Below are 23,452 nucleotides of genomic sequence, written 5' to 3'. Positions count from 1 at the left end.
CCAAGGGCCCGGTGTGCGGCGGGCGTCAGCCCGCGTAGGGATCGGGCACCTCGCCCGGCCTGGCGAGGAAGGTGAAGTCGCAGCCGGTGTCCGCCTGCGTGACGTACTCGCTGTACAGCGCGCCGTAGCCGCGCTCGTAGCGCTCGGGCGGCGCGGTCCACTCGGCCCGGCGCCGCTCCAGCTCCTCGTCCGGCACCTCCAGCCGCAGCGAGCGCGCCTCGACGTCCAGCGTGATCAGGTCGCCGGTGCGCACCAGCGCCAGCGGCCCGCCGATGTACGACTCCGGGGCCACGTGCAGCACACAGGTGCCGTAACTCGTGCCGCTCATCCGGGCGTCGGAGATGCGCACCATGTCCCGCACCCCCTGCTTGAGGAGGTGGTCGGGGATCGGCAGCATCCCGTACTCGGGCATGCCGGGCCCGCCCTTGGGGCCCGCGTTCTGCAGCACCAGGACATGGTCGGCGGTGATGCCGAGCTCCGGGTCGTTGATGGTCCGCTGCATGGTCCGGTAGTCCGGGAACACCACCGCGGGACCGGTGTGCTTGAGGAGGTGCGGCTCGGCGGCGATGTGCTTGATGACCGCGCCGTCCGGGCAGAGGTTGCCCCGCAGCACCGCCACGCCGCCCTCCGGCGCCACCGGGTTCTCCCGGACGCGGATCACGTCGTCGTCGTGGACCAGTGCCCCGGCGAGCTGCTCGCGCAGGGTCGCGTGGGCGGCCGTGGGCCGGTCCAGGTGCAGCAGATCGGTGATCCGCGACAGGAAGCCGGGCAGCCCGCCGGCGAAGTGGAAGTCCTCCATCAGGTACGGGCCGCCGCCGGGGCGGACGTTGGCCAGCACCGGGACCTCGCGCGCCAGCCGGTCGAAGTCGTCCAGCGTCAGCGACACCCCCGCCCGGCCCGCCATGGCGATCAGATGGATCACCGCGTTGGTCGAGCCGCCGAGACCGAGCACGGTGGTGACCGCGTCCTCGAACGCCTCGCGCGTCAGGATCCGCGACAGCTTCAGGTCCTCGCGGATCAGATCCACGATCCGCCGCCCGGAGGCCGCGGCCATCCGGTCGTGGCCCGAGTCCACCGCGGGGATCGACGACGCGCCGGGCATCGTCACCCCGAGCACCTCGGCCGCCGCCGTCAGCGTGGACGCCGTCCCCATCGTCATGCAGTGGCCGGGGGAGCGGGCCAGGCCGCTCTCCAGCTCGCCCATCTCGCAGTCGCCGATCAGACCGGCCCGCTTGTCGTCCCAGTACTTCCACATGTCGGTGCCCGACCCGAGGGTCTCGCCCCGCCAGTGGCCCGGCAGCATCGGCCCGGCCGGCACGAACACCGCGGGCAGGTCCGCGCTCGCCGCGCCCATCAGCAGCGCGGGCGTCGACTTGTCGCAGCCGCCGAGCAGCACGGCCCCGTCCACCGGGTAGGAGCGGAGCAGCTCCTCCGTCTCCATCGCCAGCATGTTCCGGTAGAGCATCGGCGTCGGCTTCTGGAACGTCTCCGACAGCGTCGACACCGGGAACTCCAGCGGGAACCCGCCGGCCTGCCACACCCCGCGCTTCACCGCCTGCGCGCGGTCCCGCAGATGCACATGGCACGGGTTGATGTCCGACCAGGTGTTCAGGACCGCCACCACCGGCTTGCCCAGGTGCTCCTCGGGCAGATAGCCGAGCTGCCGGGTGCGCGCGCGGTGGGAGAACGACCGCAGGCCGTCCGTCCCCCACCACTGGTGGCTCCGCAGCTCCTCGGGGCGCAGGCTCATATGCCCCACCCGGCCACCAGCTCGGCGACCCGGGGCCGCTGCTGCTTCGGCAGCGCCCGGCTCGGCGGACGGATGTCCCGGCGGCACAGCCCGAGCGCGGACAGCGCCTCCTTCACCACCGAGACGTTGTCGGCCGACTGCTGCGCCGCCCGCATGTCCTCCAGCGGCCGGATCCGCTCCCACACCTTCATCGCCGCCCGCTGGTCGCCGGCGCGCAGCGCGGCCAGCATCTCCAGGGAGACCGCGGGGGCCACGTTGACCAGACCCGAGGTGAACCCGGTGGCGCCGCCCGCGAAGTAGGAGGGCGCGTACAGCTCGGCGAGACCGGCGATCCACACGAAGCGTTCCAGGCCGGCGTCCCGGGCGAACGCGGCGAACCGGGCCGCGTCCGGGACCGCGTACTTGACGCCGATCACATTGGGGCACGCCTCGCCGAGCTCGGCCATCCGGCCGCCGTCGAGGGCCGCGTTGCGGATGTAGGGGACGACGCCCAGCTCGGGGACCGCGTCCGCGACGGCCCGGTGGTAGTCCACCCAGCCGCTCTGCGAGACGTACGGGTGGACGGGCTGGTGCACCATGACCATCTGCGCGCCGGCGTCCCTGGCGTGCCGCGCCGAGGCGACCGCCGTCGGCACGTCGAGCCCGACGCCGACCAGGATGACGGCGCCCTCGCCCGCCTCGTCGATGGTCAGCTCGGTGACCGCCCGGCGCTCCTGCGGGTCCAGCGCGTAGTACTCGCCGGTGTTGCCGTTGGGGGTCAGGGTGCGCACGCCGCCGTCGACGAGGCGCCGGATCAGCGCGCGGTGCGCGGGCTCGTCGATGGTGTCCTCGGCGGTGAACGGGGTGACCGGGATCGCCACCACGTCCGCGAGGGCCTCGCGCAGGGCCGTGAAGTCGGTGGCCGTCATGCCTGGTTCTCCTCGTCGGTCAGGGGGAACGCGCGCAGCAGGAACGACGCGATGTGACTGTGGAGCGCGGCGACGGCGGCGTCCGTCTCGCCGGACTCGGCCAGCCGCAGGATCTCCCGGTGCTCGTCGGCCTCCCGGTGCCAGGACGGATCGGCCGCCCAGGCCACCGTCGACACCAGCGCGGCCTGGTCGCGCACCTCGTCGAGCATCCGGGCCAGCAGCGGATTGCCGCACGGCAGGTACAGCGCCCGGTGGAACTCCCGGTTCGCCAGTGAGCGTTCGGCCTGGTCGGCCGCCTCGTCGGCGCTGATCAGCGCCGAGCGGGCCTGCTCCAGCGACGCGCCCCGGGAGATCGACCGGCGCAGCGCCTCCGGCTCCAGCAGCAGTCGCACGTCGTAGACCTCGCGGGCCATGTCCGCGTCGACCATGCGCACCGTGACGCCCTTGTACTGGCTCATCACCACGAGTCCGGTGCCCGCCAGGGTCTTCAGCGCCTCGCGCACCGGCGTCTTGGACACCCCGAAACGGGCCGCCAGTTCGGTCTCCACCAGCGCCTGACCTGGACTGAGACCGCCGGTGAGTATGTCGTGCTTGATCGCCTCCAGGACATACTGGGTGCGGGAGGGGATCGGACTGGGCGCGAAAGCCATGGTCACTCTCAGATCTCGTGTATCGCGTCTCATATATGACGTACGAAGTGCAACGGGCCGAACGTAGAGCCGAGTTCGTGTGACGTCAATGCTTCGCACAGGATTCGTGAGGAAGTCCGTTTTCGCCTGGTGAAGCGCTTCGACGAATTGGCCGGGAAGCGTTGACCAGGGGCAATGAAGGGCCCAGTATGATCCGCGGAAGCGCTTCCGCCCCGTCCGTATACGTCTTGAGGACCAGGATGAAGTTCACCGACGGCTTCTGGCTGATGCGCGAGGGCACCCACGCCTCGTACGCCACCGAAGTACGCGATCTGCACACCGGCGACGGCCGCTTCACGGCCTACGCCTCCGTCGCACCCGTACGCACCCGAGGCGACACGCTCAACGCGCCCCTCATCACCGTCGAGTGCTTCTCACCGGCCGAGGGAGTCATCGGAGTCCGGACGGTACACCACGCCGGAAAGCTGCGCCGGGGCCCCGACTTCGTGCTCGACACCACCGGCGGCGGCCACGCCGCCGTCCACCGCGACGGCACCGTCACCGAACTCGTCAGCGGCCCCCTCACCCTCCGGCTCGACACCGCCGGACGCTGGGCCCTGCGCTTCCTCGACGCCGACGGCCGCCTCCTCACCGAGGCCGGCCACAAGGGCACCGCCTTCGTGACCACCCCCGACGGCGCCCACCACATGGCCGCCCAGCTCGCCCTCGGCGTCGGCGAGCACATCTACGGCCTCGGCGAGCGCTTCACCCCGTTCGTCCGCAACGGCCAGAGCGTCGACATCTGGCAGGCCGACGGCGGCACCAGCAGCGAGCAGGCCTACAAGAACGTCCCCTTCCACCTCTCCTCCCGCGGCTACGGCGTCTTCGTCAACCACCCCGGCAAGGTCTCCTACGAGGTCGGCAGCGAATCCGTCGGCCAGGTCCAGTTCAGCGTCGAGGACCAGGAACTCGAGTACTACGTCGTCGCCGGACCCACCCCCAAGGACGTCCTCACCCGCTACACCGCCCTCACCGGACGCCCCGCGCTGCCCCCCGCCTGGTCCTTCGGCCTGTGGCTCACCACCTCGTTCACCACCGACTACGACGAGGCCACCGTCACCTCCTTCACCGACGGCATGGCCGAACGCGGCATCCCGCTCTCCGTCTTCCACTTCGACTGCTTCTGGATGCGCGAGTACCAGTGGACGGACCTGGCCTGGGACCCGGAGACCTTCCCCGACCCCGCCGGCATGCTCGCCCGGCTGCGCGACCGGGGCCTGCGCGTCAGCATGTGGATCAACCCGTACATCGCCCAGAAGTCACCCCTCTTCGCCGAGGGCATGGCACTCGGACACCTGGTGCGCAGACCGGACGGCGACGTCTGGCAGTGGGACCTGTGGCAGCCCGGCATGGCCCTCGTCGACTTCACCAGCCCCGAGGCGCGCACCTGGTACCAGGGCAAGCTGAAGACCCTCCTCGACCAGGGCGTCGACTGCTTCAAGACCGACTTCGGCGAACGCGTCCCCACCGACGTCGTCTGGCACGACGGCTCCGACCCCGAGCGGATGCACAACTACTACACCCAGCTCTACAACGCCGCCGTCTTCGAACTCCTGGAGAAGGAGCGCGGCCCCGGCGAGGCGGTCCTCTTCGCCCGTTCCGCCACCGCCGGCGGCCAGCAGTTCCCCGTCCACTGGGGCGGCGACTGCTGGGCCTCCTTCGGCGCCATGGCGGAGTCGCTGCGCGGCGGGCTCTCGCTCTCCCTCAGCGGCTTCGGCTTCTGGAGCCACGACATCGGCGGCTTCGAGGGCACCCCCGACCCGGACGTCTTCACCCGCTGGCTCGCCTTCGGGCTGCTCTCCTCGCACAGCCGCCTGCACGGCAGCGACTCCTACCGGGTGCCGTGGGAGTTCGGCGACGAGGCGGTCTCCGTGGCGCGGCGCTTCACCGAACTGAAGCACCGCCTGATGCCCTACCTCTACGCCGGGGCCGTCGAGGCGCGCGACACCGGGGTGCCGCTGATGCGCCCCATGGTCCTGGAGTTCCCCGGGGACCCGGCCTGCCGCACCCTCGACCGCCAGTACATGCTCGGCCCCGACCTGCTCGTCGCCCCCGTCTTCACCGCCGACGGGACGGTCGAGGTGTACCTGCCCGAGGGGGAGTGGACCCATCTGCTCACCGGGGAGACCGTGCGGGGGCCGGGGTGGCGGCACGAGACCCACGCCCTCGACAGCCTGCCGCTCTACCTCCGCCCCGGGGCGGTGCTGCCCCTCGGCGCCGACACCGGGCGCCCCGACGGGGACTGGCTCGACGAGCTCACCCTCCTCGTGGGCGCGCCGCCCGCGGCGGGCGCCCCGCCGGTCACGGTCGTCGTGCCGGGGGCCCGCGGGGAGCGCGCGGCCGCCTTCACCGTGACCTGGACCCCCGACACGGTGACGGCCCACGCGGACGGCACCGACCGCCCCTTCCGCCTCCGCGAGGCGGCTTCCGCTGCGGTGAGCGGTGCGCGGCAGGACGTGGGACCGGGCGGGACCGGGGTGGGGGTGGGTGTGGTGAGGCTGGAGCGCTGAGGGGGGTGCGGTGCGTTGCGGGGTGCGGGTGTGGGTGGCGCACCCCCGCTGCGCGCGGGTGTCCTCAAGCGCCGGACGGGCTTGGGTTGCACGGCGCTGGTCCGGTGCGTGGGGTGGGGGTTGCGGGTCTCTCCGGAGGCTAGAGCGGCCGCTCGCCTCAGACTTGACTCGCCCTAGCCGGAGGACTGTCGGCCCGCTTACGCCTCCTGCGCGCCCCGTGTCCGCGGTGAACGTACCGGCCCGCCGGTGGGCGAGGCGGTGTCTGCGTCCGGGGCCGGTGGTCGTGCGCACAGGGACGGAGAGACGGGACGCACATGACTTTCAGTGGAGGGAACCCGAAATCGGAGCGCGGGATGCGCCCGGCGGCGCCTGCTGCTGTGGACGCGGGCTCGCGGTATGAGCTGAGTCAGCTGAACTCCGTGAAGAGCGTTTCGGAGCAGGTGCACACCGCAGGGCGGATAAGGGACCTGGGGGAGACGGTGCAGTTCAGTTGGCCTGGGGTGTACTTCGAGGGCCGCTTCCGCGGGACCGGCCTCGGGGTGGTACTCGACTGCGCGGCGGCCGACTACGACGTCCAGGTCGACGGGACCACCGTCGCCACGCTGGTCACACCCGGTGACACCACGCACTGGATCAACGGTCTGCGGGACGGCGAGCACACGGTCCGGGTCGTCAAGCGCAACGACACCCCGGGGGAGACCAGCACGTTCGGAGGCTTCGTCGCCGCGCCCGGGGGCGCCGTACTGAGCAAGCCGGCGCCCCGGGGCCGCCAGATCGAGTTCATCGGGGACTCCATCACGGTGGGCTACGGCAACATGTCGGGCACCTGTGACTGCAATCCGGAGCAGGTCAAGCGGCACACCAACAGCGATATGAGCCACGGCGCCCTCACCGCCCAGCAGCTGGACGCCGATTACCAGATCAACGGCTTCTCCGGCCTCGGGATGGTGCGTAACGTCGCCGGCATTATGCCGCACGTCACGTACCGGACCTACTACGACCGCGCCCTGCTGAACGTGGAGGGCGACGTCTGGCAGAACCCGGGGACGTGGCGCCCTCATGTCGTGGTGGTCAACCTCGGCTCCAACGACTTCTCCGACCTCACCCCGGGTGAACCGTGGACCCCCGACAGCCTCGCGGCCGCCTATCGCACCGCCTACGGCGAGTTCCTCCGGACACTGCGGACGCGCTACGGTGCCGGCTCCACCCTCGTGGCCGTCGGATTCGACAGAAATGCCGAGCATGTTCGACAGGTGGTCGAAGCGCGCAACGACGCCGGCGACAGCGGCGTCCGCTACTGGTTCCTCGATCAGTCGGGACTGGACTTCCTCGGATGTGACGGGCACACCTCGGCTCACGATGACCGGGTGATCGCCGACCGGCTTGCCCCGTTCCTCAGGAGCCTGTCGACGGGATGGTGAGGGAGGGGCGCGCAGGAGGCGTAAGCGCCCGACGGTCGTCGAGTCAGGGGCAGTCATATCGGGGCGAGCGGGCGCTCTAGCCTCCGGAGGGACCCGCAACGTTCGTCCTGCGGTGCGGACCCAGTTCGGGCAACTCAAGCCCGTCCGGCGCTTGAGGGCACCCGCGCGGAGCGGGGGTGCACCACCCCCGCCTGCACAGAAGAAACATGCCCGAGCGGGCAACAAAGCCTGTCCGGCGTCTGAGGACAACCCGCGCGCAGCATGGGTGCGCCACCCACGCACCCGCACCCCACAACGCACCCGCCCCCGCGGCCACCGCACCCCACAGTGCATCCGCAGGCACCGCAAGGCCCCCCCGCGAAAGGGGCGCCGGGCCAAAGGCCCGACGCCCCCCCGCGCACCCTGGAGGGTTACGGGACGATCTTCAGGAGGCGGTTCGGCGAGCCGCTGCCCGGGTTGGTGACGACACCCGTCGTCGCCCCGGCGACCAGTGCCGCGGAGACCTGGGCCGGCGTCGCCGAGGTGTGGCCGGCGAGGTAGACCGCGGCGGCACCCGCGACGTGCGGCGTCGCCATCGACGTACCGGAGATGGTGTTCGTCGCGGTGTCGCTCGTGTGCCACCCCGCCGTGATCGACGAGCCCGGCGCGAAGAGGTCCAGGACCGCGCCGTAGTTGGAGTAGCTCGCCCGCGCGTCCGTGCTGGTGGTCGCGCCGACGGTGATGGCCTCGGTGACGCGGGCCGGGGAGAACGAGGACGCGTTGGCGTTGCTGTTGCCCGCCGCCACCGCGTACGTCACGCCGCTCGCTATGGAGCGCCGCACGGCGGCGTCCAGGGTGGTGGACACACCGCCGCCGAGCGACATGTTGGCGACGGAGGGGCCGGAGTGGTTCGCCGTCACCCAGTCGATGCCGGCGATCACGCCCGCCGTCGTCCCGGAGCCGGAGTTGTTGAGCACCCGGACGCCCACGATCTTCGCCTTCTTGGCGACGCCGTAGGTCGTGCCGGCGATGGTGGTGGCCACGTGCGTGCCGTGGCCGTTGCCGTCCTGGGCGACGTTGTCGTTGTCGACGGCGTCGTAGCCGTTGGCGGCCCGCCCGGCGATCTGGGTGTGGGTGATGCGCACACCGGTGTCGATGACGTACGCGGTCACCCCGCTGCCCGCCGTGTCCGGGTAGGTGTAGGTGCCGGACAGCGGCAGCGACGTCTGGTCGATGCGGTCGAGGCCCCAGGGGGCGTTCGTCTGGGTGGCGTTCACCTGGACGGTCTGGTTCTGCTCGACGGAGGCGACCGCCGGGTCGGCGGCCAGTCTGCGCGCCTGGGTGGCCGTGAGCTCGGCGGTGAAGCCGTTCAGGGCGTGGCGGAACGTCTTCTTCGCCGTGCCGCCGTACTCCTTGGCGAGGGCTTTGGAGTTCGCGGCGGACGCGGAGAATCCCGCGTCCTCGGCGAGGGTGACGATGTAGCTGCCCTGGACGGCTGTGGGGGAGCCGGCGGCGAGCACCGTGCCCTCGGCGGGCGCGGCCTGGGCGGGAAGTGCGGTGAGCCCGGTGACGAGGGCCGCGGCCGTCAAGGTGGTGACGGCCGCGGTGCGGGCCTTCTTGCTGCGCAGTGGTGCCATGGTGAGTGAGCCTCCTCTGGGCAGCGCACGCCGTGTGCGGCGCGTGCTGTGGGGGGGTGCACGCGTGGTCGCGTGCACGGCGCCGGGGGCTGGAGTGCGGCCCCCGGGCCTGGCTCGAGACTCGATCAGGAACGGCTGTGTTTCAAGGGAGTTGACGGATAGTCAACAAATTTGGCATGTACGCGCAACAAAAACCGTCGTCCGTCAGCCGCGAGCGGTGAAATCCAGACGGGCGAGCCGTACCGCGCCCCGCAGGACGACCCGCAGATCGTGCACTCCCGCGGGCGCGGCGGCCGGCCCGGTCACCGTGACGTACGTGTAGGGCCCCTCCGTCGCGGGGACGGTCACCGAGGCCACCCGATCCCCGCCGAGGAGCACCTCCACCGTGCCCTCGCCGGACGCCTCCACGCCCACCGTGCCCAGCCCTGCGCCGAGATCGCAGCGGCGGTACAGCAGGCTGCCCTCCGCCGCGACCGGGGCCACCGCGTCGCCGTGGGTCCGGTGGCGGTCCACCAGGACGGTGCCCGACTGCTCGTCGTAGCCGGCCGCGTCCAGGCCGCCGGCGAGCACCGGGCGCGGCGGGGACGGCACGCCGGCGACCTCCACCGCCGCGCGCAGCCGCACATCGGTGCTCGACGCCGCGGCCAGCACCTCGTAGCGCCCCGGCTCGACGGTCCAGCGCCCGTGGGCGACGTCCCAGTGGCCGAGGGCCTCCACGGGCACGTCGAACGCCAGCTCCCGGGACTCGCCCGGGGCGAGGTGCAGCCGTTCGTGCGCGGCCAGTTCGGCGGCGGGTCGGGGCACGTCGGCGTCGACGGCGCGGAGGTAGACCTGCGCCACCTCGTCCGAGGCGCGGGCGCCGGTGTTGGCGACGGTGAACCGGACGCGGACCCGGCCCCCGGTGAGCTCCGCCGTCAGCCCCGTGTAGGCGAAGCGGGTGTACGACAGGCCGTGGCCGAAGGGGAACAGCGGCTCCCCGCGGAAGTAGAGGTAGGTCTGCCGGCTGCCGATGACGTCGTAGTCCATCAGGTCCGGCAGGTCCGCGTCGTCGCGGTACCAGGTCTGGGGCAGGCGTCCGGCCGGTGACACGTCCCCGGCGAGCACCCGGGCCAGCGCGGTGCCGGCGTCCTGGCCGCCGTGGGCCGTCCACAGCACGGCGGGCAGGTCCGCGGCCGCCTCCGGCACCGCGTACGGGTACGACGACACCAGGACGAGCACCGTGTCCGGGTTGGCGTCGCGGGCGGCCCGCCACAGGCGCTCCTGGTGCGGCGGGAGCGCCAGGGTCCGGCGGTCCTCGGTCTCGCGTCCGTTGATGTGCGGGTCGTTGCCCGCGACCACCACGACCACGTCGGCCGCCGCGGCGGCCCGGGCCACCGCGTCCTCGCCGCGCTCCACGGAGTCGACGGCGAGCGGTTCGCCCTCGGCGGCAACCTTCACGCCGTCGGCGGCGACACAGAGGTACAGCCCGGTGGCGATGTGCTGGAGGAGGTGTTCGCCCTGGTTGCCCTGGTCGCCGCCGGCCGGCACGAGCCGGAACGTCTCCTGCACCACCCAGCCGCCCGGCTGGTCGGCGGAGGCGCGTACGAAGCCGTCCTCGGCCACCGAGAGGTACCGCCCGCCAGCGGCCCGCAGGGTGAGCACCCCGTCGCCCCAGTCGGTCATCGCGAACACCGTGCCGTCCGTGCCGGGGGAGTCCGTGACCGTCAGCGGCGGCAGGTCGGTGCGGCCGGCCAGCAGGGCGGGGTCCAGCGCGACCTCCGCGCCGCGCGCCCGGTCGGCGGCGTCGCTCGCGGGTGCCAGCAGCACGCCCCCGGAGGCGGTCCGCAGCCGGACCAGGTCGGTGCCCTCGGCGTACTCGACGGCGCCGAAGCGCTCGCGCAGCCCGTCGAGCGGGGAACTGCGGTGCAGCAGGCTGCCGCTGTACCAGTCGAGCTTGCACTCGTCGGCGAGCAGGCCGACGACCGCGAGCCGGGTGCCGGCGGCCAGCGGCAGCAGCGGCGCCCGGCCCCGGGGTCCTTCGGCCCGCGGCTCGTTGCGGAGCAGGACGACGGCCTGCTCGGCCGCCTCCCGTGCCAGGGCCCGGTGGGCCGGGGTGTCGTACGCGGTGTCGTCCTCGTGCGGGTCGGCGTCGAACTCGCCGAGCGCGAAACGCACGGTGAGCAGCCGGCGCACCGCCCGGTCGATGTCCTCCGGGTCGATCAGCCCCTGCTCCAGCGCCCCGCGCAGCCGGGCTCCCATCACCGATCCGTCGGTGCCGTGGTCGGTGAAGGAGTCCACCCCCGCACGCAGCGCCGCCGCCGTCGCCTCCTCGTGGGTGGCGAAGTACTTCTCCGAGTCCACCAGGTTGGACGGCGCCCCCGCGTCGGAGCAGACCAGCAGCTCACGGTCGGTCCACGCCCGCAGGTGCTCGCGCAGCCAGGGGGAGAGGTGGTTGGGGCGGCCGTTGACGAGGTTGTACGCGGGCATCACCCCGGCGACCGCGCCGGCCTCGACCGCGCCCCGGAAGGCCCGCAGGTCGTACTCGTGCAGCACCCGCGGGCGCACGGAGGCGGAGGAGACGTCGCGGTCGGTCTCGTTGTTGTGCGCCAGCCAGTGCTTGAGGATCGGCGCGGTGCGCCAGTGGACGGGGTGGTCGCCGCGCAGTCCGCGGGTGTAGGCGACGGCGACGGCGGAGGTGAGGTACGGGTCCTCCGCGTAGCCCTCCTCGTTGCGGCCCCACAGCGGGTGGCGCAGCAGGTTGACGGTCGGCGCCCAGACGTTGAGGCCCACCCGGTCGTCCTTCGCGCGCATCGCCCGGGCCTCCCGGGAGACGGCCTCGCCGACGCGGCGGACCAGTTCCGGGTTCCAGGTGGCGCCGAGGCCCACGGCTTGCGGGAAGACGGTCGCCGGGCCCATCCATGCCACGCCGTGCAGGGCCTCCTGCCCGGTGCGGAAAGCTCCGACGTCGAGACGTTCGACGGCGGGTGCGAACTGGTGCAGCATCGCGATCCGTTCGTCGGTGGTCAGCCGCGCGAGCAGGTCGTCGACGCGTCGGCCGACGGCCGACTGCGGGTCACGGAAGAGCGGCGGCCGGTGAGCTGTCACGAACGGAACCCCTTGCCAGGCTGGAGAAGGACGACGGTTGAAGCGCTTCGATGCTCAGGCGGTGGCCTGGCCGATGTCAAGCGTCGTCCGTGTGTATTCGCCTGGTTGCCCAGGGGTGCGATGTGCGGGTCAAGTGGCCGGAAAGATCCGAGGAATATCGGTTCTCTCCCTTGCCCGGCGAGGGGTGTTCACTTAACCTCGCAGCAACATCGAAGCGCTTCGACGAATCTTCGGAAGCCCTCGGTCATGACGGCGGGACGGACCGCTCGTCCAGGCGCCCGTCCTGAACCGCCCGCGTCCGCACCGCAGTAACTCTCGCACCACCACAGACACCGCAGCCGACCGGCGGACGCGATCCGCCGGGTGTCCTGGCGCGTACCACAGGCATGAAGGGTTGACGCAATGACGCCGAACGCCACTGACGTGGGCATTCCGGCCACCAGCCGCAGAACGTTCCTGTCCTCCACCGCCGTCGCGGCCGTCGCCGTGGCGGGCGGAATGCCGCTGCTCGCCGCCTGCGGCGGTACGGAGAACAAGAAGAACGAGGGCACGACCAGCGGGAAGGACGCACAGAAGATCCTTCCCACGTTCGCCGCCCGGGCCGTCGTCACCCCCGACATCCCGTCCGAGAACGGCTCCGCCGCCGGCTTCACCACCGCGATCGCCACCGCGCAGTTGCAGACCTCGGTCGCCGCCAAGAAGGGCAAGGGCAGCGAGCTCACCGCCATGGCACCCTTCTGGGGTCCGCCGCCGGCCCCGGACAACGCGTACTACAAGGCCATGAACGAGGCCATCGGCGTCAAGGTCACCTGGCAGAACCAGGACGGCAACACCTACGCCGACAAGCTCGGCGCCGTCCTCGCGGGCAGCGCGATCCCCGACCTCGTCGTCGTCCCCGGCTGGAACCTCAACGGCAAGATCCCCGGCGCGATCAACGCGAAGTTCGAGGACCTCGGCCCCTACCTCTCCGGCGACAAGGTCAAGGCGTACCCGAACCTCGCCGCCATCCCGACCGACGCCTGGCAGCGCTCCATCTTCGGCGGCAGGCTGCGCGGACTGCCGATGCCGGCCTCGTACGTCACCAACATCGCGCCCTTCTACCGCGCCGACCTCTTCGAGGCGAAGGGCTGGCAGCCGCCGAAGAGCGCCGACGAGTTCATGGCCCTCGCCAAGGAGATCACCGACGCCAAGGCGAAGGTGTGGGCCTGCGACGACATGCGCTGGACCGCCTACAACATGTTCGGCGTCTTCAACGGCGGCGACAAGGCGCTCGGCTGGAACCTCGTCGACGGCAAGCTGATCCACCGCTTCGAGACGCAGGAGTACCTCGAATCGCTGGAGTGGGTGCGCAAGCTCTACGAGGCGGGCGTCGTCCATCCCGACGCGCGCGCCGACAACCAGGGCGACGCCGGCGACCGCTTCACCTCCGGCCAGATCCTCATCTACAACAACGACGTCTCGCACTGGTACCAGAAGACCGTCGAGCAGGCGGGCCAGAACCCCGACTTCGCCATGGCGGCCATGGACATCCCCGGCCACGACGGCCGGCCGCCGACGCTGTGGGCCACCAACCCGGCGAACATCTGGGCCTTCGTGAAGAAGGGCACGCCCAAGGCCGTCATCGAGGACATCCTCGCCGCGGCGGACTTCACCTCCGCCCCGTACGGCACCAAGGAGCGGATGCTCACCGAGTACGGCGTCGAGGGTACCCACTACACGATCAAGGACGGCCTGCCGACGAAGACCGACGCGGGCAACAACCAGGTCGCCAACGCCTGGGGCTTCATGGCCAGTCCGGCCTCGTACATCGCCCACCCCGACCAGCCCGAGGTCACCAAGGCGATGATCGAGTGGCAGCAGCGGATGGGCGCCCTCACCAAGAAGTCCTCCTTCTACGGGCTCACCATCACCGAGCCCAACCAGTGGACGAACCTGTCCAACGACTTCGAGCAGCTGGAGAAGGACATCGTCCGCGGCCGCAAGAAGATCTCCGACATGCAGCAGGCCGTCTCCGAGTGGAGGAGCAAGGGCGGCGACGAGCTCCGCGACTGGTACAAGAAGATCCTCGACACCTCGGCTCCCGCGGCGGGCTGATCCATGGCGCACGACATCGCGCCGGGCCCCGCGCCGGCCGACAGCACACCGCAGCCGGGCCCGGTCTCCGACCGGGCCCGGCCCGCCGGGCTCCGCAAGCGGGTCGGCGGCGGCCCCGCGAAGGGCAAGGCGGGGAAGGCGGGGAAGATCCCGCTCGGCCGCCGGCTGCGCCGCGACCGCACCCTGCTGCTGATGACCCTCCCCGCGGTCCTCCTGCTCGTCGTCTTCAACTACGTGCCGATCCTCGGCAACGTCATCGCCTTCCAGGAGTACGACCCGTACGTCTCCACCAACGGCATCACCGCGATGGCCAACAGTCCCTGGGTGGGCATGGCCCAGTTCGAACGGGTCTTCGGCGACCCGGCCTTCTGGCACGCCGTCGAGAACACCTTCGTGCTGTTCTTCCTCCAGCTCGTGCTCTACTTCCCCATCCCCATCGCGCTCGCCCTGCTGGTGAACAGCCTGCTGCGGCCGGGGGTGCGGGCCGTCGTCCAGGCGGTTCTCTACCTGCCCCACTTCTTCTCGTGGGTGCTCGTCATCACCGTCTTCCAGCAGATCCTCGGCGGCGCCGGCATCATCGCCCAGGAACTGCGCCAGCGCGGCTACGAGGGCTTCGACCTCATGACCGACCCGGAGGCCTTCAAGTTCCTCGTCACCTTCGAGGGGATCTGGAAGGACGCCGGCTGGGGCCTGATCGTCTTCCTCGCCGCGCTCGCCGCCGTCAACCACGACCTCTACGAGGCCGCGGCCATGGACGGCGCGGGCCGCTGGCGCCGCATGTGGCACATCACCCTGCCCGCGCTGCGGCCCGTCATCGCCCTGCTGCTCGTCCTGCGCGTCGGCGACGCGCTCACCGTCGGATTCGAACAGCTCCTGCTGCAACGCGACGCCGTGGGGCCGGGAGCATCCGAGGTCCTCGACACCTTCGTGTGGTGGACCGGTATCCGCAACCAGGACTTCAGCTACGCGGCGGCCGCCGGACTCGTCAAGGGCGTCGTCGGCCTGGTGCTCGTGCTCGCCGCCAACAAGACCGCCCACCTCATGGGCGAGCAGGGGGTGTACCGCAAGTGACCGCCGTCATCGACCGGCCCGCGCCGAGCCGCGGACCGCGCCGGCCCGGCCGGTTCGCCGCCCCGCCCCGGCCCGTCTGGGAGGAGCCGCCCAGCAAGGCGGGCAGCGCGGCCAAGGGCACCGTCATCGTCCTCGCCTGCCTGGCCGTCCTCGTCCCGCTCTGGATCGTCGTCGTCACCAGCCTGTCCAGCAAGCAGACGATCACCGAGGCGGGCGGCCTCGTGATCGTCCCGAAGGACATCACCTTCGTCGCCTACCAGGAACTGCTGAGCGGCGGCCAGGTCACCCGCGCGGCCCTGGTCAGCGTCGGCGTCACGGTGACCGGCACCCTGTTCTCCATGGTGGTCTCGGTGCTCTGCGCCTACGGCCTCTCCCGGCCGGGCTCGGTCGGCCACCGGCTGATCCTGATGACCCTCATGGTGACGATGTTCTTCGGCGCCGGGCTCATCCCCACCTATCTGCTGGTGCAGACCCTCGGCCTCACCGACACCTATCTGGCGCTGATCCTGCCCGGCGCGGTGAGCGTCTTCAACACCCTCGTCCTGCGCGGATTCTTCATGGGCATCTCGTCCGAACTGATCGACAGCGCCCGCATCGACGGCGCCGGCGACTGGCGGATCCTGTGGCAGGTCGTCATGCCGCTGTCCCGGGCCGTCATCGCCGTGATCACCCTCTTCTACGCGGTCGGCTACTGGAGCGCCTGGTTCAACGCCTCCATCTACCTGACCGACCAGCAGATGATGCCGCTGCAGAACGTGCTCATCCAGCTCGTGCAGAAGCAGGAGATCCCCGTCGGCCTCAACATGGCCGTGCGCGCCGGCGACCTCTCCGGCACCGCCGTCCAGATGGCCGTGATGGTGCTGGCCCTGCTGCCCGTCGCCGTCCTGTCGCCGTTCGTCCAGAAACACTTCAAGAAGGGCATGCTCACCGGCGCGGTCAAGGGCTGAGCCCCGTCGCCGAGGAGCACGAGGTACGTCATGAGCACACCCCGTACGCGGCCGACGCTCGCGGACGCCACCCGCGGCAGGATCCTGTTCGGCGGCGACTACAACCCCGAGCAGTGGCCCGAGGAGATCTGGGAGGACGACGTCCGGCTGATGAAGGAGGCCGGCGTCACCTCCGTCACCGTGGGCGTCTTCTCCTGGGCCCGGATCGAACCCCGCCCCGGCGTACGGGACTTCGGCTGGCTCGACCGGCTGATGGACCTGCTGCACGGCCACGGCGTCGGCGTCGTCCTCGCCACCCCGACCGCCTCCCCGCCGCCCTGGCTGGGCCGCCTCCACCCCGGCACGCTGCCCCGCGACGAGGACGGCCGCACCGAGTGGTGGGGTTCGCGCCAGCACTTCGCACCCGCCAGCCCCGACTACCGGCGCGCCGCGGCCGCCGTCACCGAGGCGGTCGCCGCCCGGTACGCGGGCCACCCGGCGCTGCTCATGTGGCACATCAACAACGAGTACTGCACCTACGACTACGGGGACGAGGCGGCCCGCGCCTTCCGGCGCTGGCTCACCGACCGCTACGGCACCACCGAGGCGCTCAACACCGCCTGGGGCACCGCCTTCTGGGGCCAGAGCTACGACACCTTCGACGAGATCCTGCCGCCGCGCCGCGCCCACTACCTGCGCAACCCGGCGCAGATCCTCGACTTCCGGCGCTTCTCGTCCGACATGCTCCTCGCCTGCTTCCTGGCCGAGCGCGACATCGTGCGCCGCCACGCCCCCGACATCCCCGTCACCACCAATTTCATGCCGATGTTCTTCGGGCAGGACGCCTGGGAGTGGTCCCGCCACGAGGACGTCGTCTCCGTCGACACCTACCCCGACCCGGCCGACCCGCTGGCCGGCCAGTACCAGGCCATGATCGCCGACATGACCCGCTCGCAGGCCGGCGGACCGTGGATGCTGATGGAGCAGGCCGCCGGGGCGGTGAGCTGGCGCGAGGTCAACCGGCCCAAGCCCGAGGGCCTCAACCGGCTCTGGTCCCTCCAGTCCGTGGCCCGCGGCGCCGACGCCGTCTGCTACTTCCAGTGGCGCCAGTCCCGCCAGGGCGCCGAGAAGTTCCACTCCGCGATGGTGTCCCACGCCGGGGAACGCGGCCGCGGCTTCCTGGAGATCAAACGGATCGGCGCCGACCTCGCCCGGATCGGACCGCGCACCGCCGGCACCGGACAGAGCGCCGAGGCGGTGATCCTGCACGACTGGCACGCCTGGTGGGCGTCCGCGCAGGAGGCCCGCCCGTCACGGCTGGTCGCCTACGAGGACATCCTGCGCGCCTGGCACCGGGCCCTGTGGGAGGCGCACATCCCGGTCGACTTCGCCCCTCCCGGCCGGGACCTCGACCGCTACCGCCTCATCGTCGTGCCCCAGCTCTACCTGCTCGACGACGCGGCGATCGACGCGCTGGTGGCCCGGGTCCGCGCCGGGGCCACCCTGGTGTGCGGATTCCTCACGGGGATCGCCGACACGGACGACCGCGTCCGCCCGGGCGGCATGGACGCCCGGCTGCGCGACCTCCTCGGCATCGACGTCCTCCACGAGTGGTGGCCGCTGGGCGAGGGCGAACGCGCCGACTGCGGCACCTTCCACGGCACCCTGTGGTCCGAGGAGATCCAGCCCGCGCCCGGCGCCGAGACCGTCGCCGCCTACGCCTGCGGCGAGCTGGCCGGGCTCCCCGCCGTCCTGCGCAACGGCGGCGCCCACTACGTCAGCACCCTGCCCGAACCGGCCGCCCTGCGCAGCCTGCTCGCCGGCGCCGCCCGCGAGGCCGGCGTGGCACCGGTCCTCGACGCCCTGCCCGAACACGTCGAGGCGGTGCGCCGCGGCCCGCTTCTCTTCGTCCTCAACCACGGCCGCGACCCGGTCACCGTCCCCGTCCCCGGCAGCCACCGTGACCTGCTGACGGACACCGAGGTGCACGACACCGTGCGCCTGCCCCGCTTCGGCGTCGCCGTCCTCGACCCCGCCTGAGCCGCTCGCACTTCCGGCCCCGGCCGGAGGGACCCGGTGGCGCCGCACACCTGACCGTGCGGCGCCACCGCCGTTCCCGGGACGCGGGGACGGCGGCGGCCGCGGCTCACAGGTAGTCGTCGTACGGCGAACGGGGCCGATCCGGCGCGCCGGCGGACGGACCGCGTGCGGGCCTCGCCGGACGCGGTGCCGTGGCGTGGCGGCGCCACAGCAGGATGCCGCCGAGAGGAACCAGCAGCGCGGGCAGCCAGACCCATGTCCACGCGGCGAGAGCCGACCGGCCGGACGCCCGCTCACCGGAGCTGCCGCCGGAGTCGTCGTCGCTGTCGTCGTCTTCGCCGTCGGCGGACGGGCCCGGTCCCGCGGCCGCCTGTTGCGGAGTCCGCGCCCCCATCAGCAGCCGGCCGTCGGTGCCGCCCCCGCCGACCGGGCGGGTCAGCGAGGCCCGGACGTCCTTCGGCAGGCCCGCGTGGCGGGCGGTGAAGGAGCTCTCGGACATCTTGCGCAGCGGCGCGGAGGTGAGGTCGACACCCCCGTACACGTAGGTGTACGTCCAGACGCGGTCCCCCTTGGTCTCCTCGCGGCTGTAGCGGTAGTCGCCCTCGGTGTACGAGTGGACGTACCGGTCGAAGGTGTCCTTCGGCTTCCAGCCGGTCCGGGTCGTCCAGGCGTCGATGTCGCCCCCGTCGACGAGCTCGCCGTACGTGGTGGGCCGGGACGCGCCGAGCTCCCGGTACCACTGGGCGGCGACGCGGGAGAGGTGCACGCGGCGCAGGTCGGCGTAGTGCGGGTCGCCGTTCACCAGCTTGGTGAGCTCGGGCAGGATCAGGCTGCGGAAGAGCGCCTCGTTGTGGTCGCGGGTGGCCTCGTCGGCCTCGGGGCAGTCGCCCGGCCCGCCCTTCTCCCGGGGCAGTTCGATGTGCTCAGCCTCCATCCGGACGCTGAGCGGCGCCTTGAGGACGTACAGCTTCTCGCCGTCGGCGTGGATGTCGGCGGGCTCGGGCAGGACCCACACACGCGACGACGAGCAGGTGCCCTTCAGCCGGTCGTGGTACCTCCGGCCCAGCTCCGTGCCGGGGTGCACGAGCCTGCCCACGTCCTTCTTGAGCCGCAGGTCCGCCTGGAGCATGACCCGCCCCACGTCCGTGCGGCCCATGTCGGCGTCCACGACGCGGTCGGGTTCGGTGGGGTTGAGGTTGACCCAGAACGTCGAGGGCTTCAGCGCCAGCCAGACGAAGAAGGCGTCGGAACTGAGGCGGGCGGCGTCCGTACCGGCCGCCGGGGAGGCGCCGGAGGCGGCGGCGGGGGCCTCGAAGGCGTACTGCAGCCCGCTGCCGTCACCCGGGTCGGCGAGGTAGCGCAGCGTCAGCGCGGAGAAGTCGATGCCTCCGGGGGACTCGGCGACGGGCCCGGCCAGAGCGCGGCCCAGCCCGCCCGGTGCGGCCCGCGCGGTGTCCTTCCCGTCCGGTTCCCCGCAGGGGGCGGCGGCCGGCCGGGCAGCGGCCGCGGACCGCCGGTGGGCGGCCAGGGCGAGGACGCCGGACCCGCCCGCGGCGAGTGGCGCCGAGAGCGGTGTGGGACACGGCGTCGGCGGTGCCTTCCCCCACAACTGCGCCCGCCGCTCGGCTTCCCTGGCCCGCTTGTCCAGCGTCCGCTGCCGTGTGCGCGCCACCGCCTCGGCGTTGCGCTTGCGGTCCGCGTCCGTCATGGCGGCCTCGTGACCGGAGGCCGCGGCGGCGTTCAGGATGCGTTCCCTGCGCAGGTGCGAGCCCTCGCCGTCCCTGGTCATCCAGCGCACCTCGGTGGTGTCCGGGATTCGCGGAGCGCAGTCGCGGCACGGTGACAGGTCGGAGTACAGGAGAAACGTCCGAGCCGGGTCCGTCACCCCCATGTAGAGCAACTCCTGCGAGAAGAAACGGATTTCGGAGTGGGCCCCCTTGGTGTCCCCGGTGGACGGGTTGTTGAAGCTGGGCACGATCACGAACCGCTCGACCTGAGGTTTCGCGGCCAGGCCGAGTGAGGCGTACAGCGCGGGATCGCTCTGCGCCAGCTCTCCGGAGCCGACCACGCGGTAGCCCGTGACGTCCACGTCGTCGAGGCCCGTGATGTCGACGAACCCGATGGCCAGGTTGCGGCCGTAGGCGCGGTCGAGCCCGGCCGTCCTGCGTGTCTGATAGGCCAGGTTGCCGACGGGGTCCTGGAACCACTTGGTGATCTGCCTGCCGAGCGGCTTCGGGGCGGGAGCCCTGGCCGGCGCGACCCGGGCGTCGGGGCCGGAGGCGGGCCGTGCAGCCGCGGCGTCGTGCGGCAGTGCCGGGGTCAGCGTCAGCGCGAGCGCGCTCACCCCCGCGGACAGCCCCAGCACGGTGCGGCGGCGGAGGGCACGGCATAAGTCTGCGGACGGCATGGGCGCGACCCTTCCCTCGTTTCCCGGGATTGTCCCGCGGCGGCCGGTCCGCGGGGAGGGGATACATGCGCCGCGCACCGAACGTACGCGGATCGCTCACCGCCTCCGGTCCCGGGCGGACCCCCGCCCGTCGCGGAGCCCCGGCCCGGAGCAGGCCCAGCAGCGGAGCCGGGCCCCTCCGTCAGACGCCCGCTTCCGGCGCCGGGCCCGAGCTGTCGCGGAGGGTGAGGGCGGGGCGGAGCAGCAGGACCTCGCCCGCCGGGCGGCCGCCGAGGCGGGCCATCAGGGCCTCGACGGCCTGCCGGCCGAGCTCCCGCGCGGGGACGGCCACGGAGGTGAGGCGTACGGAGGCTCCCGTCGCCACCTCCTCGGGACACACCGCCACCACCGACATGTCCTCGGGCACCGCGAGCCCGCGCTGCCGCAGGACCGCCAGCAGCGGCTCGACCGCCGCCTCGTTCTGGACGACGAGACCCGTCGTGCCGGGCCGCTCGTCGAGGATCCGGGAGAGCACCGCCGACACGCCCTCGTAGCCGCCTTCGCAGGGGCGGTGGAGCATCCGCACGCCGAGCTGCCCGGCCCGCTCCCGGATGCCGGCGAGGGTGCGCTCGGCGAAGCCGGTGCGCCGCTCGTAGACCGCGGGCGCCTCGCCGACGACGGCGATCTCCCGGTGCCCGAGCCCCGCCAGATGCTCCACGCAGACCGCGCCGGTGGCGAAGAAGTCCAGGTCCACACAGGTCAGTCCGGCCGGCTCGGCGGGGATCCCCACCAGCACCGACGGCCGGTCGACCGAGCGCAGCAGCTCCAGCCGCCGGTCGTCGAGCTCGACGTCCATCACGATCATGGCCTCGGCGAGATTGCTGCCGACCACCCGCCGCACCGCGTCCGGTGCCTCCTCGCCCGTCAGCAGCAGGACGTCGTAGCCGTGCGTACGGGCGGCCTGGGCGACGGTGACGGCGATCTCCATCATCACCGGCACGTACAGGTCCGTGCGCAGCGGCACCATCAGCGCGATGATGTGCGACCTGCTGCCGGCCAGCGCCCGGGCGCCCGCGTGCGGGTGGTAGCCCAGCTCGCTGATGGACCGCCGCACCCGCTCCCGCGTCCCGGCGGAGATCGCGCGCTTCCCGCTGATGACGTAGCTCACGGTGCTGGCCGAGACTCCGGCGTGCCGGGCGACCTCGGCAAGGGTGACCATCCGCTCTCCCGCAGATCAGAGGAATTGAAGCGCTTCGACAGTCGCCTCCCGGCCAGGCTACCCGCCGGGGCGCGCCGAGGGACCCGTCCCCGCGGAACGGGCCCCTCCCCGGTCTGCCGAGGCGGCCGTCGGACGGCGTCCGCCGCCGCGGGCGGCTGCCGTCAGACGACGTCCTCCTCGATCTCCGCCCGTTCGCGGGCGGTGCCGTACGCGGCCGGGGTGCTGTACGAACGCCGGGCGACGAACCACCACACCGTCGCCAGCACCAGGACCGCGGCCAGCGCGATGGACGCGTAGTTCATCGAGTCGACGGTCACCGGGTTCGACTGCGGCAGGCAGAACAGCACGGTCACGACGGCGACCCAGGCCACCGCCACCCAGCCCACCGGCTTGCTCCACCGGCCGAGGTTCCACGGGCCGGGCTCGAAGCGGTCACCGGCCCGCAGCCGCAGGTACACCGGGATCGCGTACGCCGGGGTGATGCCGATGACGTTGATCGCGGTGACCGCGCCGTACGCGGTCGGCGAGTAGAGCGAGGGCAGGGCCAGGACGCAGGCGAAGCCCACCGACAGCCACACCGCCGGCACGGGCGTCTGGGTGCGGCCGCTGACCCTGCGCCAGAGCGCGGACCCCGGGAGCGCGTTGTCGCGGCTGAACGCGAACACCATCCGGCTGGCGGCGGCCACCTCGGCGTTGCCGCAGAAGAGCTGCGCCACGATGACGACCAGCAGCAGCGCGGAGGCCGCCCCGGTGCCGAGCGCGTCGATGAGGATCTGCGCCGGGGGCACCCCCGTCGCGCTGTTCTGGGTGCCCGCGTAGTCCTGGATGGCGAACGTCAGCCCCGCGAGCAGCGCGAACCCGGCGATCCAGGAGACCCAGATGGAGCGCACGATGCCCTTGGCCGCCGTCACCGAGGCGTTGGACGTCTCCTCGGACAGGTGGGCGGAGGCGTCGTAGCCGCTGAACGTGTACTGCGCGAGCAGCAGGCCGATGGCGGCCACGTAGACGGGGTTGTCCCAGCCGGTGCCGTTGACGAACTCGCCGAAGACGAACTCGGGGGACTGGTGGTCGGACGGCACGATCACCAGGGCGCCCACGATGAGCGCGACGCCCGCCAGATGCCACCACACGCTGATGGAGTTGAGCACGCTCACCAGCCGCACACCGAACAGGTTGAGCGTCGCGTGCAGCAGCAGGATGCAGACGAAGATGACCATCGTGGAGCCGGGCGTCGGCTCGAAGCCGAACTGGAGGTTGAGGAACGCGCCCGTGAACAGGGCGCAGCCGTAGTCGATCCCGGCTATCGCGCCCAGCAGACCGAGCAGATTCAGCCAGCCCGTGTACCAGCCCCATTTGCGGCCGCCGAGCCGGTCCGCCATGTAGTAGAGCGCGCCCGACGTCGGGTACGCGCTGGTGACCTCGGCCAGTGCCATGCCCACGAAGAGCACGAACAGGCCGACGCCCAGCCACCCCCACAGCATGACGGAGGGGCCGCCGGTGTTCAGGCCGAAGCCGTAGAGCGTCATGCAGCCGGACAGGATCGAGATCACGGAGAAGCTGATCGCGAAGTTGCCGAAACCGCCCATGCGGCGGGCGAGAACCGGCTGGTAGCCCAGTTCCCGCAGCCGTGCCTCCTCGTCCTTGTCCTCGGGTGGCGTGCGGTCGGCGGCCGACCACTTCGGCGGGGAGACGGACATCGGGAAACCTCCGTGGGGAAAGGGCGATGCGCTGGACGGAC

General features: G+C 72.1%; 14 protein-coding genes. 6 read left to right on the top strand and 8 right to left on the bottom strand.

Translation table 11 applies throughout. The features are described 5' to 3' along the window. Positions 1–25: 25 nt before the first annotated feature. From araD to JE024_RS04405, 3 genes are read right to left on the bottom strand one after another with little or no spacing between them, the layout of a single operon-like run. Positions 26–1,750, bottom strand: coding sequence for an L-arabinonate dehydratase (araD, locus tag JE024_RS04415; RefSeq protein ID WP_205372313.1), 1,725 nt, complete (start codon positions 1,748–1,750; stop codon positions 26–28). Then, complete coding sequence (locus JE024_RS04410; protein ID WP_205372312.1) at positions 1,747–2,658, bottom strand: dihydrodipicolinate synthase family protein; 912 nt, start codon at positions 2,656–2,658, stop codon at positions 1,747–1,749. The genes araD and JE024_RS04410 overlap by 4 nt, the downstream gene beginning before the upstream one ends. Continuing rightward, on the bottom strand, positions 2,655–3,308 hold the full coding sequence (locus JE024_RS04405; RefSeq protein WP_205372311.1) for a GntR family transcriptional regulator: 654 nt from the start codon (positions 3,306–3,308) through the stop codon (positions 2,655–2,657). The genes JE024_RS04410 and JE024_RS04405 overlap by 4 nt, the downstream gene beginning before the upstream one ends. A gap of 239 nt (positions 3,309–3,547) precedes the next feature. Here JE024_RS04405 and yicI point away from each other — a divergent pair, with 239 nt between their 5' ends. Further along, the gene (gene yicI, locus JE024_RS04400; RefSeq protein WP_205372310.1) at positions 3,548–5,857 is read left to right on the top strand and encodes an alpha-xylosidase; all 2,310 of its coding nucleotides are present in this window, start codon (positions 3,548–3,550) and stop codon (positions 5,855–5,857) included. A gap of 419 nt (positions 5,858–6,276) precedes the next feature. Then, complete coding sequence (locus JE024_RS04395) at positions 6,277–7,278, top strand: SGNH/GDSL hydrolase family protein (protein WP_205372309.1); 1,002 nt, start codon at positions 6,277–6,279, stop codon at positions 7,276–7,278. A gap of 410 nt (positions 7,279–7,688) precedes the next feature. Here JE024_RS04395 and JE024_RS04390 read toward each other — a convergent pair whose 3' ends face one another. Together JE024_RS04390 and JE024_RS04385 are read right to left on the bottom strand one after the other, a co-directional pair. Then, positions 7,689–8,894, bottom strand: a complete 1,206-nt coding sequence (locus tag JE024_RS04390; RefSeq protein WP_205372308.1) for a S8 family peptidase — start codon at positions 8,892–8,894, stop codon at positions 7,689–7,691. Between the two features lie 204 nt (positions 8,895–9,098). Then, a complete protein-coding gene (locus JE024_RS04385; RefSeq protein WP_205372307.1) occupies positions 9,099–11,978 on the bottom strand; it encodes a glycoside hydrolase family 3 protein in 2,880 nt (959 codons plus the stop codon). Between the two features lie 402 nt (positions 11,979–12,380). On the opposite strand from JE024_RS04385, the gene JE024_RS04380 reads away from it, so the two are divergent. From JE024_RS04380 to JE024_RS04365, 4 genes are read left to right on the top strand one after another with little or no spacing between them, the layout of a single operon-like run. Continuing rightward, complete coding sequence (locus JE024_RS04380; RefSeq protein ID WP_205372306.1) at positions 12,381–14,072, top strand: extracellular solute-binding protein; 1,692 nt, start codon at positions 12,381–12,383, stop codon at positions 14,070–14,072. Between the two features lie 3 nt (positions 14,073–14,075). Continuing rightward, entirely contained in the window at positions 14,076–15,143 is a 1,068-nt protein-coding gene (locus tag JE024_RS04375; RefSeq protein ID WP_205372305.1) for an ABC transporter permease, read from the top strand. Further along, positions 15,140–16,090, top strand: a complete 951-nt coding sequence (locus tag JE024_RS04370) for a carbohydrate ABC transporter permease (protein ID WP_205372304.1) — start codon at positions 15,140–15,142, stop codon at positions 16,088–16,090. Before JE024_RS04375 ends, JE024_RS04370 begins: the two co-directional genes overlap by 4 nt. Positions 16,091–16,120: 30 nt before the next feature. Then, positions 16,121–18,109 carry a beta-galactosidase gene (locus JE024_RS04365; protein WP_205372303.1) on the top strand — a complete coding sequence of 663 codons (1,989 nt, stop codon included), beginning with the start codon at positions 16,121–16,123 and terminating at the stop codon, positions 18,107–18,109. A gap of 106 nt (positions 18,110–18,215) precedes the next feature. Here JE024_RS04365 and JE024_RS04360 read toward each other — a convergent pair whose 3' ends face one another. The 3 genes from JE024_RS04360 to JE024_RS04350 form a co-directional block, all read right to left on the bottom strand. Beyond that, complete coding sequence (locus tag JE024_RS04360) at positions 18,216–20,516, bottom strand: hypothetical protein (RefSeq protein WP_205372302.1); 2,301 nt, start codon at positions 20,514–20,516, stop codon at positions 18,216–18,218. 181 nt (positions 20,517–20,697) lie between these two features. Further along, entirely contained in the window at positions 20,698–21,714 is a 1,017-nt protein-coding gene (locus JE024_RS04355) for a LacI family DNA-binding transcriptional regulator (protein ID WP_205372301.1), read from the bottom strand. A gap of 161 nt (positions 21,715–21,875) precedes the next feature. Continuing rightward, complete coding sequence (locus JE024_RS04350; RefSeq protein ID WP_205372300.1) at positions 21,876–23,411, bottom strand: amino acid permease; 1,536 nt, start codon at positions 23,409–23,411, stop codon at positions 21,876–21,878. Positions 23,412–23,452: the final 41 nt, after the last annotated feature.

The organism is Streptomyces zhihengii (genome assembly GCF_016919245.1).
GTDB classification, from domain to species: domain Bacteria; phylum Actinomycetota; class Actinomycetes; order Streptomycetales; family Streptomycetaceae; genus Streptomyces; species Streptomyces zhihengii.
The sequence above is the reverse complement of the archived record's forward strand: the minus strand, read 5'-3'. Positions and strand labels throughout refer to the sequence as shown.

What these genes read in the sequence shown, in the direction of transcription:
- JE024_RS04350 (WP_205372300.1), bottom strand. Translation starts at nt 23,411, where the DNA reads ATGTCCGTCTCCCCGCCGAAGTGGTCGGCCGCCGACCGCACGCCACCC.
- JE024_RS04410 (WP_205372312.1), bottom strand. Translation starts at nt 2,658, where the DNA reads ATGACGGCCACCGACTTCACGGCCCTGCGCGAGGCCCTCGCGGACGTG.
- JE024_RS04375 (WP_205372305.1), top strand. Translation starts at nt 14,076, where the DNA reads ATGGCGCACGACATCGCGCCGGGCCCCGCGCCGGCCGACAGCACACCG.
- JE024_RS04380 (WP_205372306.1), top strand. Translation starts at nt 12,381, where the DNA reads ATGACGCCGAACGCCACTGACGTGGGCATTCCGGCCACCAGCCGCAGA.
- JE024_RS04365 (WP_205372303.1), top strand. Translation starts at nt 16,121, where the DNA reads ATGAGCACACCCCGTACGCGGCCGACGCTCGCGGACGCCACCCGCGGC.
- JE024_RS04405 (WP_205372311.1), bottom strand. Translation starts at nt 3,308, where the DNA reads ATGGCTTTCGCGCCCAGTCCGATCCCCTCCCGCACCCAGTATGTCCTG.
- JE024_RS04390 (WP_205372308.1), bottom strand. Translation starts at nt 8,894, where the DNA reads ATGGCACCACTGCGCAGCAAGAAGGCCCGCACCGCGGCCGTCACCACC.
- yicI (WP_205372310.1), top strand. Translation starts at nt 3,548, where the DNA reads ATGAAGTTCACCGACGGCTTCTGGCTGATGCGCGAGGGCACCCACGCC.
- JE024_RS04360 (WP_205372302.1), bottom strand. Translation starts at nt 20,516, where the DNA reads ATGCCGTCCGCAGACTTATGCCGTGCCCTCCGCCGCCGCACCGTGCTG.
- JE024_RS04355 (WP_205372301.1), bottom strand. Translation starts at nt 21,714, where the DNA reads ATGGTCACCCTTGCCGAGGTCGCCCGGCACGCCGGAGTCTCGGCCAGC.
- araD (WP_205372313.1), bottom strand. Translation starts at nt 1,750, where the DNA reads ATGAGCCTGCGCCCCGAGGAGCTGCGGAGCCACCAGTGGTGGGGGACG.